The sequence below is a fragment of the Pseudomonas sp. LBUM1672 genome (genome assembly GCF_059695655.1).
In genome coordinates, this window is record NZ_CP166781.1 from 2239092 (window position 1) to 2252689 (window position 13598).

The following is a 13598-nucleotide window of genomic DNA, read 5'->3' on the forward strand; positions in this document are numbered from 1 at the left end:
TCGCCATGCAAGAAGACCTCGACGCGCCCGCGCGCAAGCGCACCCACAACCTCGCTCATGACCTGGTGGCCAAGCTGAGCCAGAGCATCTTGCTCGGGCAGATGTTGCCGGGAGACAAGCTGCCGTCGGAGAACACGATTGTTCAGGAGCACGGGGTCAGTCGCACGGTGGTGCGTGAGGCGATCTCGAAGTTGCAGGCATCAGGCCTGGTGGAAACCCGTCACGGCATCGGCACCTTTGTGCTGGAGCGCGCACCGGAGCAGGGGCTGCGATTGAATGTCGATACCGCGCTGGGGGTACGCAGCATTCTGGAGTTGCGCATGGGCCTGGAAACCCAGGCCGCCGCACTGGCGGCTAGCCGTCGCACCGAGCAGCAGTTGATGCAGATGCGCGAAGCGCTCGATGACTATCAAAGTTTGCTCGCCAACAACGACAGCTGCGTCGAGGCCGACAAGCGCTTCCACCTGCTGATCGCCGAAGCCACCGGCAACGTGTGCTTCACCGAAATCATGCAGCATCTGGGCAGCGCCATGATTCCGCGGACCCGGGTCAACGCCGCCGAGCGTGGCGTCGCGGATCTGAGCAAGCTCGGGCAACTGGCCAACCTCGAGCACGAGGCGATTCTCAACGCGATCAAACGGCAAGACCCGGACGCTGCGCGCGCCGCCATGTGGCTGCACTTGACCAACAGCCGCGACCGGTTTTCGGCCGGTGCCTGACGACCGTTTGTCTACTCGATAGCACGCCATTCGCGCGCCTGCTTCCAACGAGTACGGCCCAGATTTGCTGGACCTCATCAGTGAGGTGCGTCATGGCTAACGACTCAATGTTCCAGGGTGGAACACCCAATACCGACCCCACCAGACCCATGCCCGGCACCGACGAGCCGACGCTGGATCACGATGCTCCGCCCGGCAGGGACCCGTCGCTGGACCCGGCTGCCGCAGACGCTGATCGACCTGAAGACTGGAAGGATCCGACTGCTGACGAGGACGTTCCGCCAGCGGATGAGCCAACCCCCTTGTCCGACGACAGGCGATAAAGAGAACCCGGCCAATGTGCCGGGTTTAATGAGATGGTCAGCGCTGGCCGGGCAGGCTGGTCGCGATGACGGTGGGACGCCGCTCCAGATTCAACGCCAGCACACTGATCAGCACCACCACCGCACCGACCCCGACCATCAACGTCGGCTGTTCACCCAGGGCAAACGCTGCAATGACCATGGCCGTCGGCGGAATCAGATACAGCGTCATGGTTGCCCGACTCAAATCGATGTGGGCCAGCACAAACGCCCAGGCCAGGTAGGCGAGGGCGCTGGGGAACACACCCAATGCGATCACTGCCATTTGCACCGGCATCGGCGCACTGACGACCTTGCCGGCCAACCCCGGCAGATAAATCAGCAACAGCGCGGTGCCCGACCAGACCGTGTAGCAGACCAGCGTCAAACCGTCGTAGCGCCCGGAATGATGCTTCTGCAACGCGAAGTAGAAACTCCACGACACCGCCGCCAGCAAGATCAGCAACCCGTGCGCATCAAGGCTGCCCAGCCCACGATCACCGGCCACCACAATCACCACCCCGATCAACCCCAGCAACACACACGCCCAGCGCCAGGCGCTGACCCGGTCCTTGAACACGAACCGCGCCAGCAAGGTGCTGAACAGCGGGGTCGATTGCGCCAATACACTGGAGGCGCCGGCGCTGACACTTTGCTGGCCGATATTCAGGGCGACGTGGTGCAGGCTCACGGCAAAGAAACCCAGGACGAACAGCAGCGGCAAATCGCCAAGCTTCGGCAGGCTGATGCCTTTGAACGCGGCGACGACAGCCATGAATACCGACGCAATCAGAAAGCGCAGCAGCGCCAGGTGGCCGGGGTCATAGGCCTGCAAACCAATGTGGATGCCGGTCGGTGAGTAACCCCAGCAGGCGACGACAAACGCCATGGCCAGGATAATTTTCAGGGTGTGTGTGGAGGGCTTCATGGTCGATCACCGGTGGGTTGATGCACCGAGTATCGGAAGCCTGATCATTCGCCACAACTGACTTATACTGCGCAAACTGTTCACTTTTGGTGATGTATGGAGCTGGCGCAGATTCGTATGTTCAAGACCGTTGCCGAGGTCGGCAGCATCGCCCGGGCGGCGGAGCTGTTGCATTGCGTGCCGTCGAATATCACGGCACGCATCAAGGCGCTGGAAGCCGAGTTGGGTGTGGCGCTGTTTTTGCGCGAGGGTCGAGGTTTGCGCATCAGCCCGGCGGGGCAGACGTTTCTGTCTTACGCCTCGAAGATTCTGGCGCTGACCGTTGAAGCCAAACGCGCCGTTGACCCTTCGGCCGAACCTTCCGGCCCGCTGCGTATCGGTGCCATCGAGTCCTCGGCCACCGGTCGTCTGCCGCGCCTGCTGGCCAAGTTTCACAAGCGTTATCCCGGCGTCGCGTTGGAACTGACCACCGGCACCTGGAGCCAACTGCTCGATGAGACCCTCAATCATCGGCTCGACGGTGCAATCGTGGCGGTGGATGTCGAGCGCTCGCAACTCAAACGCACGCCCATGTACCGCGAAGAGCTGCTGCTGATTGCCTCGACATCCCTGGGGCCGGTGCGTGATATCGCCGATTTGCAGGACAAGACCGTGTTCATGTGGCCACAAGGTTGTCCTTATCGCGCGGCGCTGGAGCATTGGCTGTTGCGGCAGGGGCAGGCGTTGCCGATTGTCAGTCTGGCCAGTTATGGAGCGATTGTCGGGTGTGTCAGTGCCGGGGCCGGGGTCGCGCTGGTGCCCAAAGGCGTGTTTGACCAGTACGCCAAAGGGGCTGGGTGCGCAGGGTTCGAGTTTCCCGAGCTGACGGCCATCGACAACTTGTTTTACTGGCATGAAAACGCCGGGGTTCATCCGGCGCGGGAAGCGTTTGTGGCGATGTTGTGCGAGGAGTTCGTTTGATCTACGCGCCCACATCCCGCATCAACAGCCCGAACCGCAAATCCACCGCATCCGGAATCGGCACATACACCGTGTGCCCGTCCCCCGGCGCCACGTCGATCGCCTCACCTTTGCCGTTCTGCATCTGATGCAGATCGAAGTGGAAGTTACCCTGGGGCGTCATCAGTTCCATGTGATCGCCCAGGCTAAACCGGTTCTTGACCTTCACTTGCGCCAGCCGGTCACGACGCTCACCGGTCAACTCGCCAACAAACTGCTGGCGTTCTGAAACCGAGCTGCCGTGCTGATAGTTCTGGTATTCGTCATGCACATGCCGGCGCAGGAAACCTTCGGTGTAGCCGCGCTGGGCCAGGGACTCCAGATCCGTCATCAAGCTGCGATCGAACTCGCGACCGGCCACTGCGTCATTAATCGCGCGGCGATAAACCTGCGTGGTACGCGCGCAATAGAAGTGCGATTTGGTCCGGCCTTCGATTTTCAGCGAGTGCACGCCCATCTGCGTCAGGCGTGCGACATGCTGCACGGCGCGCAGGTCCTTGGCGTTCATGATGTAAGTGCCGTGCTCGTCTTCGAAGGCCGGCATCAGTTCATCCGGGCGATTGGCTTCCTGCAACAGGAACACCTGATCGGTCGGCGCGCCGATGCCCAGGGTCGGTTCAGGCCGGAACTGCTGGACGATTTCACCGAGCTGATTTTCCATGGCTTGCGTCGCCGAATACTTCCAGCGACAGGCGTTGGTGCAACTGCCCTGATTGGCGTCGCGCTTGTTCATGTAACCCGATAACAGGCAGCGGCCGGAATAGGCCATGCACAGCGCGCCATGGACAAACACCTCAAGCTCCATCGCCGGGACGTGCTGGCGGATCTCGGCGATTTCTTCCAGCGACAGTTCCCGCGACAGGATGATCCGGCTCAAGCCCTGTTGCTGCCAGAACTCGACGCTGGCCCAGTTCACCGTGTTGGCCTGCACCGACAGGTGGATCGGCATCTGCGGGAAGTGCCGGCGCACCAGCATGATCAGGCCCGGGTCGGACATGATCAGCGCGTCCGGCGCCATGGCAATCACGGGGGCCAGGTCGTTGAGGAAGGTCTTGAGCTTGGCATTGTGCGGCGCAATGTTCACCACCACATAGAAGCGTTTGCCCTGCGCCTGTGCCTCGCGAATGCCGAGGGCGAGATTGGCGTGATCGAATTCGTTGTTGCGCACCCGCAGGCTGTAACGCGGCTGGCCGGCGTAGACCGCATCGGCACCGTAGGCGAAGGCGTATCGCATGTTTTTCAAGGTGCCGGCGGGAGCCAGCAGTTCTGGAGCAAGGAGAGTCATGGCGGTGTTGATCGCAAAAGCCCGCAAGCGTAATCGGCTTGCCCGCGGGGTTCATTGATCTGGATCTATGCTTGATGAATAAACGGATGGCACTCGCGCGAACCGTGGCGGACTAAGCATCAGCACGGCTCTTCAATACGAGAGCGCACTGACATGGATCGGACATGAACGAACAGACGGTACACAATAAATCGCTGGTGATTTTGCTCGGAGTGGTCTCCGCCGCTTTTATCTGGATTTTGCTGCCGTTCTATGGCGCGGTGTTCTGGGCGGTGATCCTCGGGATTCTGTTCGCGCCGCTGCAGCGGCGGATACAACTGAAGTTCGGCTGGCCGCGCAACCTGACGTCGCTGCTCACCCTGAGCATCTGCCTGGTGATCGCGATCCTGCCGGTGATCATCCTCAGTATCTTGCTGGTCCAGGAAGGGGCGTCACTCTACAAGAGCATTGAAAGCGGCGAGCTGGACATTGCGGGGTATGTGACGCATTTCAAGCACAGCTTGCCGCCATACTTCCAGCATTTGCTGGATCGGGCCGGGCTCGGCGAGCTGGACGGGCTGCGGGAGAAAATCATCAAGAGTGCGGTGACGGGCAATGAGTTTGTCGCCACGCAAGTCTTCAGTTTCGGTCAGGGCACGTTCGATTTTGTGGTCGGCTTTTTCATCATGCTCTACCTGCTGTTCTTCTTCCTGCGAGACGGCGCGGAACTGGCCCGTAAAGTTCGCTCTGCCGTACCTTTGCAGGAACACCAGAAACGCCGTTTGCAGCTCAAGTTCAACCGCGTGGTTCGGGCGACCGTAAAGGGAAACCTGCTGGTGGCGATCACTCAGGGCACATTGGGCGGTTTGATTTTCTGGTTTCTGGACATCCCGAGCGCGTTGCTCTGGGCGGTATTGATGGCGTTTCTATCGCTGTTGCCAGCCGTGGGGGCGGGGATTGTGTGGGCGCCGGTGGCGGCGTTCTTCCTGTTCACCGGGGCGATCTGGCAGGGCGTGGTGCTGGGGTTGTTCGGGGTTTTCGTGATCGGCCTGGTGGATAACGTGCTGCGACCGATCCTGGTGGGCAAGGACACGAAGATGCCGGACTATCTGATCCTCATCTCGACCCTGGGCGGCCTGGCGATTTTCGGCCTGAACGGCTTTGTCATCGGGCCGCTGATTGCAGCGCTGTTCATGTCGAGCTGGGCGATCTTCATCGAAACCAAACCAAGGGTGCAGCTGCCTTAAGCGCTGAGCTGCCCCTGGCCGATTTGTTGCGACAGTGCCTTGGCGGCCGGCAGCGAAGTGAGCGGTCCGCTGATCGGTTCGCCGTCCTGAACCAGATACCAACAGGCGAGCAATCCTAGCTCTCTGAGCGGTGCGGGAACGGCGCTGCCGATGACGGACATGATTTGAACCTGGGCCATAAGTACCTCCACTAATCTATGGAGCCACCTTACGGACCAGCCACTAAAACGGACAATCAACACTTTCGATAGTCGTCATTGATGACAGTGAGTCTTGGGATCAGTCCACCACCAGATCAAGCATGTGGACCACTTCCTGCTCGTTGAGCAGGCCTTTGCGCACCAGGTTTTCGGCCAGCAGCGAAAGAAACTTGGCGCTGCGATGGCCTTCCAGGTGCTTGAGTTCGGTCAACGCGTTGTACACCTTGCTGGAAGTGCACAAGCCGACGATGCGGTGCGGGTTTTGCGTGGGCATGAGGTCGTCCTTGTTTTTATCAACCTGTTGTTTACGGACAGATCCAAGCTTGCGGACCTGGCGTGACATAAATATGACCGTTTTACCCAATGCGGGGGAAGGGCGGGCGCGTCAATCTTGCCAACTTGAACCGCCCACACTGTCCCGACAGCGACCTTGACGCGATTTTTCCAGACCTTTGCCGACGAACGGTCACAAAAAAGCCCCGCTGATAAGGCGGGGCCTGATTGAGGCTGTTACCAGCGGCCATAACCGTGGGGATGGCCGTAGTAGCCGCGCGGTGGACCGTAATAGCCACGTGGCGGGCCGTAGTAAACCGGCGGTGGCGCGTAGTAGACCGGTTGCTGCACGTAGACCGGCGCAGGCTGGTAATAAACCGGTGGCGGTTGTTGTACGTAAACCGGCTGCGGCTGGGCGTAGACCGGTTGCTGTACGTAGACAGGCCGGTTGCTGTTGATGATGGCCGAGCCGACGATTGCCGAACCAACGATCGCGCCAAATACCGCTGGACCCTGCCAACCGTGACCGCCGCCAGCCTCTGCCTGCCCTGTGATAGCAAGAGCACCAAGCAGCAAAGCAACTGTGGGGATTTTACGGATCATGATAATTCCTCGGTTCTTCGACCCGGCGCTTGCGTCTGCAATAGACCCAAGGATCGTCGCGGGGATACATCTAAGACAGCGTTTTTTTGAAAATCAGCACAGCCGTTGGGTAAATTTTGTGTAAGGTCTGTACCGGCTTCTTTACGGCCCTTGCGAACCTGCACTGGCACGCCTTAATGATCGATCAGAACGCGATGGAATGGCTAATCCCGTCCATCTGAAAGTGCTTATAGAAGGAGATGTTTCATGCAGATGAACCCCAACCGAGACACCCAGCTGTGCATGTCGCTGTCCGGGCGCCCCGGCAACTTCGGCCTGCGGTTTCACAATCATCTGTATGAACAGTTGGGCCTGAATTTCTACTACAAGGCGTTCAGCAGTCAGGATCTGCCGGGTGCCGTTGGCGGCATTCGTGCACTAGGCATTCGTGGTTGCGGCGTGTCGATGCCGTTCAAGGAAGCCTGCATTGCACTGGTCGATGAGCTGGACGCTTCCGCAGCGGCCATTCAATCGATCAATACGATCGTCAACACCGACGGCCATCTCAAGGCCTACAACACTGATTACATCGCCATCGCCCAACTGCTTGATACCCATCGGGTGCCGAAGGAGTCGACTTTTGCCCTGCGCGGCAGCGGCGGCATGGCCAAGGCCGTGGCCAGTGCCTTGCGCGATGGCGGCTACAAAAACGGCTTGATCGTGGCCCGTAACGAACGCGCCGGGCGGGCGTTGGCGCAGTCGCTGGGTTATCAGTGGCAGGCGGAGCTGGGCGCTGAGCGTCCGCAGATGTTGATCAACGTCACGCCGATCGGCATGAGCGGTGGTCCTGAGGCCGATCAACTGGCGTTCGACGCTGAAACCATCGCTGCTGCCGAGACTGTCTTCGATGTGGTGGCGATTCCCTCGGAAACACCGCTGATCGTGCGCGGTCGCGCCGAGGGCAAGCGCGTCATTACCGGGCTGGAAGTGATCGCGATCCAGGCGCTGGAGCAGTTTGTCCTGTACACCGGCGTGCGGCCGACGGATGAGCAGTTCAAGAAAGCGGTGGAGTTTGCCCGGGGCTGAACCCTCCAGTTGTCTGTTGACTGTACTGACGCCATCGCGGGCAAGCCCGCTCCCACAGGATCTGAGTCGACCTCAATTTTTGCGGGCAACCCAACCCATGTGGGAGCGGGCTTGCCCGCGATGGCCGCGACTCGTCCTTGAGTCATACCCTGGGTCAGTTGCCGCACATTTCCCCGCCTATACTCCCCGCCAGCCAGCAAAGACTTGCCGCCCCCAACCAACAAACCGTGCCCGAGGTTCCCATGCATCCCCCCATTCTCAACCTGAATCAGGTCGAACTCGAACCGCTGCCCGAAGCCCTGGCGCCCACTGGTGAAACCGCCGGGCGCTACCAGCAAAGAATGGCCCGGGTCGGCCAGCAACTGGGCGCGCAAAAGCTCGGTTATCGGCTGTACGTTCTGGAGCCGGGCATGCGTGGCAGCCCGTTTCACAGCCATCGGGTCAACGAGGAGATGTTTTATGTCGTGGCCGGGGAAGGGGAGGTGCGCCTCGGTGCCGAGCGTTTTCCGATCCGCGCCGGCGACGTGATCGCCTGCCCACCGGGCGGTCCTGAAGCTGCGCACCAGATCATCAACACCAGCAAGGGTGAACTGCGCTACCTGGCGGTCAGCACCCAGCAATCGCCGGAGATTTGCGAGTACCCGGATTCCGGCAAATACGCAGTGATGGACGATTTCAAGATCGACGCCGAAGGCAATGCCTCAGGCTTCGTCGCCATCGCCCGGCCGGGTGACGGCGTTGATTACTGGGATGGCGAGTAGCACTCCTTTTGTAGGAGCGAGGCTTGCCCGCGAAGGCGATTTTCAATTCGACGATAATGTTGGATGTTGAATCGCTTTCGCGGGCAAGCCTCGCTCCTACAGGCCACAGTGTTGGTTATTCGAGGCGAGCCAGGCGTTCTTCCAGCGCTGAAATCCGCGCCTCAAGCTCTTCGATCCGCTCTACGGAGACGCCGCTGCTGGTGCCACGTTCGGCCGGGTTTTGCCGGGCGGCGAGGATGACTTCGATATCCGCCGGATCACCCAACGCATGCATATATCGGTCTTCGCGCTGCCCGGCCTGGCGCGGAATCAACAACGCCAGCCCACGAGCAATCAAGCGTTCCAGTTGATGCACCACCTGTTCGGCGTCTTCAAAATCGTGCATGCGGCCGCTGCGGGTCAGCAGTTCATTGACCGTCTGCGGGCCTCGCAGAAACAGCAGTCCCGCCAGAATCACCTGGGCCGGCACCAGTTCCAGCGCCTTGTCGACCTTGTGCTCCCAGCGATCGGCACGGCTGCCCATCACCAGTTTGGTAAAGCCGCGACCTTCAAGGGCGCGCAGGCTCTGGCCGACCTGGCCTTGTGTCAGGTTCATCACCGGTTCACGACTGGTTTTCTGGTTGCAGGCGATCACCAGTGCATTGAGGGTCAGCGGATAGGTTTCCGGGCTGGTGGCCTGCTTCTCGATCAACGAGCCTAGAATGCGGATTTCCGTGCTGTTGAGCCGCGGTTCGTCGAAGGTCGTTTCTTGCTCAGTGCTCATCGCGCTTTTCCCTATGCAGTCGAAGCATGCAGTCGAAGCCGCCTAGCCTAATCCTTGCAGGATAAAAGACAAGCCGCAGGAGGGGCGGGCATGGCTATAATCGGCCCACGTTTTCCTCCTGTCACCACATGAGACTGTCATGACTATTTCCCTGTATGCCGCTTCCGTTCCTGTTTTCAAACAAATGCTCAACGCCCTGAGCGACGTTCTGAACAAGGCCGAAGCCCACGCCACCGCCAAGAACATCGATCCGAACGCGTTCCTGCAAGCCCGTCTGTACCCGGACATGTTCCCGCTGGTGCGTCAGGTGCAGATCGCCGTTGATTTCGCCAAAGGCGTTTCCTCGCGCCTGGCCGAGATCGAAGTGCCGAAGTACGACGACACCGAAACCACCTTCGCTGAGCTGCAAGCCTTGATCGCCAAGGTTCTGGCTTACATCGGCGAGATCAAGCCTGAGCAGATCGACGGCAAGGAAGGCATCGAGATCGTCACCCGTCCAGGCACGCCTAAAGAGAAGCGTTTCAGTGGCCAGGCTTACCTGCTGAGCTACGGCCTGCCGCAGTTCTTCTTCCACGTCACCACCGCTTACGCACTGCTGCGTCACAACGGTGTGGAAGTGGGCAAGCGCGATTACATGGGCGCGTTCTAAACCGTCCGCGCACTAAAAAGCCCGCCAAGGTGCAAGCCTTGGCGGGCTTTTTGTTTGACTCTACGGATCAGGGGATATCGTGCTTTTGCGGCTCACGCCAAACCTGTAGGAGCCAGGCTTGCCGGCGAAGGCGTCCTTGATATCGCCTTCGCCGGCAAGCCTGGCTCCTACAAGGTGCGGTGTCAGGCCAGGCGTTCTGCTTTCGCTTCTTCGCCCAGGCAAGCCGCGGCGGTAAACAGCACGTCAGTGGAGGAGTTCAGCGCAGTCTCCGCAGAGTCCTGCAATACCCCGATTATGAAACCTACCGCCACCACCTGCATGGCGATTTCACTCGGAATGCCGAACAGACTGCACGCCAGCGGAATCAGCAGCAGCGAACCACCGGCCACACCCGAAGCGCCACAGGCACAGATCGCCGCCACCACACTGAGCAGAATGGCTGTCGGAATATCCACGGCGATGCCCAGGGTATGCACAGCCGCCAGCGTCAGCACGGTGATGGTGATCGCCGCGCCGGCCATGTTGATGGTCGCGCCCAGCGGAATCGATACCGAGTAAGTGTCTTCATGCAGGCCCAGGCGCTTGCTCAATTCCAGGTTGACCGGAATATTCGCCGCCGAGCTGCGGGTAAAGAACGCGGTGATGCCGCTTTCCCGCAAGCACATCAGCACCAGCGGATACGGGTTGCGACGCAGTTTCCAGAACACGATCACCGGGTTCATCACCAGCGCCACAAACAACATGCAGCCCAGCAGCACGGCCAGCAGATGCACGTAGCCGATCAACGCACCGAAGCCGGACGTGGCGAGGGTCGACGCGACAAGGCCGAAGATCCCCAGCGGCGCGAAACGAATCACCAGGCGCACGATCAGGGTCACGCCGTTGGACAGGTCGCCGAGCACTTCGCGGGTCGTTTCGCCGGCATGGCGGATTGCAACACCCATGCCGATCGCCCAGGCCAGAATGCCGATGAAGTTGGCGTTCATCAGCGCACTGACCGGGTTGTCGACCACGCTGAGCAGCAGACTTTGCAGCACTTCGCTGATGCCGCCCGGCGCAGTCACGGCGACGTCATGAGTGGACAGCACCAGGCTGGACGGAAATATCATGCTGGCAACGACCGCGACCACCGCGGCGGCAAACGTGCCCAGCAGGTACAAAAACAGAATCGGCCGGATGTGGGTTTCCTGGCCGTGCTTGTGGTTGGCGATCGACGCCATGACCAGCACGAACACCAGAATCGGCGCGACGGCTTTCAGTGCCGAGACGAAGACTTTGCCGATGAACGCCGTGGACTTCGCCACCTCAGGCGCGATCAGCGCCAGGGCAATCCCGGCGATCAGGCCGATGACGATTTGCGAGACCAGGCTCAAGCGTTTCAAGCGTTGCAATAGCGAAGGGGATGAAGCAGTCATAAAACGGCATCTCTGATTATTAGGTGCGGGGGTATCGCGACATCAATGCCAATGAATGGCCGATGAACAGGGTGTACGTATCGCAGGGCGCGGACTTTATCACAGCGTGGTCTTGATCCTTCAGACCTGTGACGATCTGCCACCCGCACGTTCAACGAGATCGGCAGGTTCGTGCAACCCTGATCGGAAACACTCTGTTAAGATTGCGCATCCTCATTTCAAAGTCATGCCAGTGGGCCTTCGGGCTATCGCTGGTGTCGTCGTTTTCTGGAGTTCTGCATGCTGTTGCCCATCCTTCTGTTGTCAGCCGCCGGTTTTACCGTGCTGACCACGGAATTCATCATCGTCGGCCTGTTGCCGGCGATTGCCCGAGACCTTGAAGTCAGCATTCCCCAAGCGGGTTTGCTGGTGACTTTGTTCGCCTTCACCGTCGCCGCGTTCGGGCCGTTCCTGACCGCCTACTTCGCAAGGTTCGAGCGGCGCAAGCTGTTCATCTCGGTGCTGATCATGTTCGGCCTGGCCAACACCCTCGCGGCGTTTGCGCCGAACATCTGGGTAATGGCCATCGCCCGGTTGATCCCCGCGCTGGGGCTGCCGGTGTTCTGGGCGTTGGCCAGTGAAACCGCGGTTGACATCGTCGGGCCGGATTTCGCCGGGCGGGCGATCGCCAAGATCGGGTTCGGCATTGTCTGCGCCACAGTGTTCGGCATTCCGGTGGGCACGCTGATTTCCGATGCGTTCGGCTGGCGCAGTGCCTTCGGCATTCTGGCGGTGATCGCGTTTGCCAAGGCGTTGCTACTGTTTATCTACCTGCCGAAAACCAACCTGCACCAGCATCAGGTGAGCTTTCGTTCGCAGTTCAAGATCTTGCGCAGCCCGTTGATGCTGGGCCATGTGCTGCTGTCGATCCTGGTGTTCAGCGGCATGTTCACCGTTTACACCTACCTGGCGGACATCCTTGAACGCCTCGCCGGTTTCAACGGCACGGTGGTCGGTTGGTGCCTGATGGGCTTTGGCGCAGTCGGGCTGATTGGCAACTCGTTGGGCGGTCGTGCGGTGGATCGTCATCCGCTGATGGCTTCGGTGATGTTCTGCGCGTTCATGATCGCCGGCATGGTGGCGTTGGTGCCGAACATTCATTCGCCGCTCGGTCTGGCGGCGGCGATGGGGATTTGGGGCGTGACCCAGGCCGCGCTGTTCCTGGTCAGCCATGTGCGATTGATGAAGGTCGCGCCCGAGGCGCCGGCCTTTGCCGCGTCGCTGAACATCGCCGGGGCCAACCTCGGGATTGGCTTGGGCGCGATGGTTGGCGGGCGGGTGATCGACAGCGTTGGTCTGGGCGGGCTGGGTTTTGCAGCCGCCGCGTTTATCCTGGTGTCGATTCTCTTGGCCATGGCGCTGATGACCATGAAGCCGCGCGAAGTCTGCGCCTGACCTTTCACACCTCGGTGAACAGTTCGCGTCGGGCACCTTCGGTAATCGCAACGATGCCGGGGTGCTTGACCTTGCGTTCCACTGAAATGGCGTAGAACGACTCCGTCACGGCGTCGGTCTGGCCAATCAACTCCACGCCGTATTGGCGTTTCACCTCGTCGGCAATCACGCTCGGACCGATGAAAATCCCGCTGCCGGACTGACCGAAAGCCTGCATCAGGGCGCTGTCGTCGAACTCGCCGACGATGCGTGGCTGGATCTGCTGCTCGGCAAACCAGCGTTGCAAGCGGCTGCGCACCACGGTTTCCGGCCCGGGAATCAGCAGCGGTGCGCCGTGCAGGCTGCGCGGGAAATCCTGACCGTACTGCGCCGCCAGTTCGGCGGTGGCGAAGAAGCTGATCCCGCATTCACCGAGTTTCTGGCTATAGCCCTTGATGTCCAGGTGCGACGGCATCGGGCTGTCGGAAATCACCAGATCCAGGCGCTGGATCGCCAGGTCGGCGAGCAAACGCTCAAGTTTGTCTTCGCGACAGGTGATGCGCAGCGGCTCGCTCAATTCCATGGTCGGCGCAATCAGGCGATAGACGATGGATTTGGGCACCACGTCCGCGACGCCCACCCGGAACAGGATCTGCTGTTCGTTGGGTTGCGCCCGCAGCATCAACTCCAGTTCGCCACCCAGCTGAAACATTTGCTCGGCGTAGGGCAGGGTCTGACGCCCGGCCTCCGTCAGCTCAAGCTGCCGACCGACTCGTCGGAACAGCTCGATGCCATAGGTTTGTTCGAGCAAGGATATCTGCCCGCTGATGGTCTGCGGTGTCAGATTCAGTTGCTCGCAGGCGCGTACGATGCTGCCTGTCTTGGCTACCACCCAGAAATAATGCAATTGCCGATAGTTGAGCATGACGACCTAAAGTTCGTAAAAACCGAAGTATAG

16 protein-coding genes are annotated in these 13598 nt (G+C 60.3%); 8 read left to right on the forward strand and 8 right to left on the reverse strand.

The window, feature by feature from the left end; translation table 11 throughout:
• Positions 1 to 5 precede the first annotated feature (5 nt).
• Entirely contained in the window at positions 6 to 719 is a 714-nt protein-coding gene (locus ACA053_RS10185) for a FadR/GntR family transcriptional regulator (RefSeq protein WP_497316969.1), read from the forward strand.
• Positions 720 to 811: 92 nt separating this feature from the next.
• Positions 812 to 1042, forward strand: coding sequence for a hypothetical protein (locus tag ACA053_RS10190; protein WP_497316971.1), 231 nt, complete (start codon positions 812 to 814; stop codon positions 1040 to 1042).
• A 37-nt stretch (positions 1043 to 1079) separates the two neighbouring features.
• Here the strand turns inward: ACA053_RS10190 and ACA053_RS10195 are convergent, their stop codons facing one another.
• Positions 1080 to 1988, reverse strand: a complete 909-nt coding sequence (locus ACA053_RS10195) for a DMT family transporter (protein WP_497316973.1) — start codon at positions 1986 to 1988, stop codon at positions 1080 to 1082.
• A gap of 96 nt (positions 1989 to 2084) precedes the next feature.
• Between ACA053_RS10195 and ACA053_RS10200 the strand changes: the two genes are divergently transcribed.
• Positions 2085 to 2948, forward strand: a complete 864-nt coding sequence (locus tag ACA053_RS10200) for a LysR substrate-binding domain-containing protein (protein WP_497316975.1) — start codon at positions 2085 to 2087, stop codon at positions 2946 to 2948.
• A gap of 1 nt (position 2949) precedes the next feature.
• Here ACA053_RS10200 and trhP read toward each other — a convergent pair whose 3' ends face one another.
• On the reverse strand, positions 2950 to 4272 hold the full coding sequence (gene trhP / locus ACA053_RS10205) for a prephenate-dependent tRNA uridine(34) hydroxylase TrhP (protein WP_497316977.1): 1323 nt from the start codon (positions 4270 to 4272) through the stop codon (positions 2950 to 2952).
• 164 nt (positions 4273 to 4436) lie between these two features.
• On the opposite strand from trhP, the gene ACA053_RS10210 reads away from it, so the two are divergent.
• Positions 4437 to 5498 carry an AI-2E family transporter gene (locus ACA053_RS10210; RefSeq protein ID WP_497395299.1) on the forward strand — a complete coding sequence of 354 codons (1062 nt, stop codon included), beginning with the start codon at positions 4437 to 4439 and terminating at the stop codon, positions 5496 to 5498.
• Here the strand turns inward: ACA053_RS10210 and ACA053_RS10215 are convergent.
• From ACA053_RS10215 to ACA053_RS10225, 3 genes are all read right to left on the reverse strand, one after another.
• Positions 5495 to 5677 carry a hypothetical protein gene (locus tag ACA053_RS10215; protein WP_109629246.1) on the reverse strand — a complete coding sequence of 61 codons (183 nt, stop codon included), beginning with the start codon at positions 5675 to 5677 and terminating at the stop codon, positions 5495 to 5497. The genes ACA053_RS10210 and ACA053_RS10215 overlap by 4 nt on opposite strands.
• Before the next feature lie 100 nt (positions 5678 to 5777).
• Positions 5778 to 5972, reverse strand: coding sequence for a hypothetical protein (locus ACA053_RS10220; protein ID WP_003179723.1), 195 nt, complete (start codon positions 5970 to 5972; stop codon positions 5778 to 5780).
• A gap of 236 nt (positions 5973 to 6208) precedes the next feature.
• Positions 6209 to 6574 (reverse strand): hypothetical protein, encoded by a 366-nt coding sequence (locus tag ACA053_RS10225; protein ID WP_109629248.1) that lies wholly within the window; start codon positions 6572 to 6574, stop codon positions 6209 to 6211.
• Positions 6575 to 6820: 246 nt separating this feature from the next.
• Here ACA053_RS10225 and ACA053_RS10230 point away from each other — a divergent pair, with 246 nt between their 5' ends.
• Together ACA053_RS10230 and ACA053_RS10235 are read left to right on the forward strand one after the other, a co-directional pair.
• Positions 6821 to 7639 carry a shikimate 5-dehydrogenase gene (locus tag ACA053_RS10230; RefSeq protein WP_497316982.1) on the forward strand — a complete coding sequence of 273 codons (819 nt, stop codon included), beginning with the start codon at positions 6821 to 6823 and terminating at the stop codon, positions 7637 to 7639.
• A gap of 242 nt (positions 7640 to 7881) precedes the next feature.
• On the forward strand, positions 7882 to 8400 hold the full coding sequence (locus tag ACA053_RS10235; RefSeq protein WP_497395301.1) for a cupin domain-containing protein: 519 nt from the start codon (positions 7882 to 7884) through the stop codon (positions 8398 to 8400).
• Between the two features lie 115 nt (positions 8401 to 8515).
• Here the strand turns inward: ACA053_RS10235 and ACA053_RS10240 are convergent, their stop codons facing one another.
• Positions 8516 to 9163, reverse strand: a complete 648-nt coding sequence (locus ACA053_RS10240) for a YceH family protein (protein ID WP_109629254.1) — start codon at positions 9161 to 9163, stop codon at positions 8516 to 8518.
• Positions 9164 to 9302: 139 nt separating this feature from the next.
• Here ACA053_RS10240 and ACA053_RS10245 point away from each other — a divergent pair, with 139 nt between their 5' ends.
• Positions 9303 to 9812, forward strand: a complete 510-nt coding sequence (locus ACA053_RS10245; protein WP_497316986.1) for a DUF1993 domain-containing protein — start codon at positions 9303 to 9305, stop codon at positions 9810 to 9812.
• Positions 9813 to 9994: 182 nt separating this feature from the next.
• Here the strand turns inward: ACA053_RS10245 and sstT are convergent, their stop codons facing one another.
• Positions 9995 to 11227 carry a serine/threonine transporter SstT gene (gene sstT, locus ACA053_RS10250; RefSeq protein ID WP_497395303.1) on the reverse strand — a complete coding sequence of 411 codons (1233 nt, stop codon included), beginning with the start codon at positions 11225 to 11227 and terminating at the stop codon, positions 9995 to 9997.
• 279 nt (positions 11228 to 11506) lie between these two features.
• Between sstT and ACA053_RS10255 the strand changes: the two genes are divergently transcribed.
• Positions 11507 to 12661 (forward strand): MFS transporter, encoded by a 1155-nt coding sequence (locus ACA053_RS10255; protein WP_497395305.1) that lies wholly within the window; start codon positions 11507 to 11509, stop codon positions 12659 to 12661.
• Positions 12662 to 12665: 4 nt separating this feature from the next.
• On the opposite strand, the gene nhaR is transcribed toward ACA053_RS10255, so the two are convergent.
• Positions 12666 to 13565 carry a transcriptional activator NhaR gene (gene nhaR / locus ACA053_RS10260; protein WP_109629261.1) on the reverse strand — a complete coding sequence of 300 codons (900 nt, stop codon included), beginning with the start codon at positions 13563 to 13565 and terminating at the stop codon, positions 12666 to 12668.
• Positions 13566 to 13598: the final 33 nt, after the last annotated feature.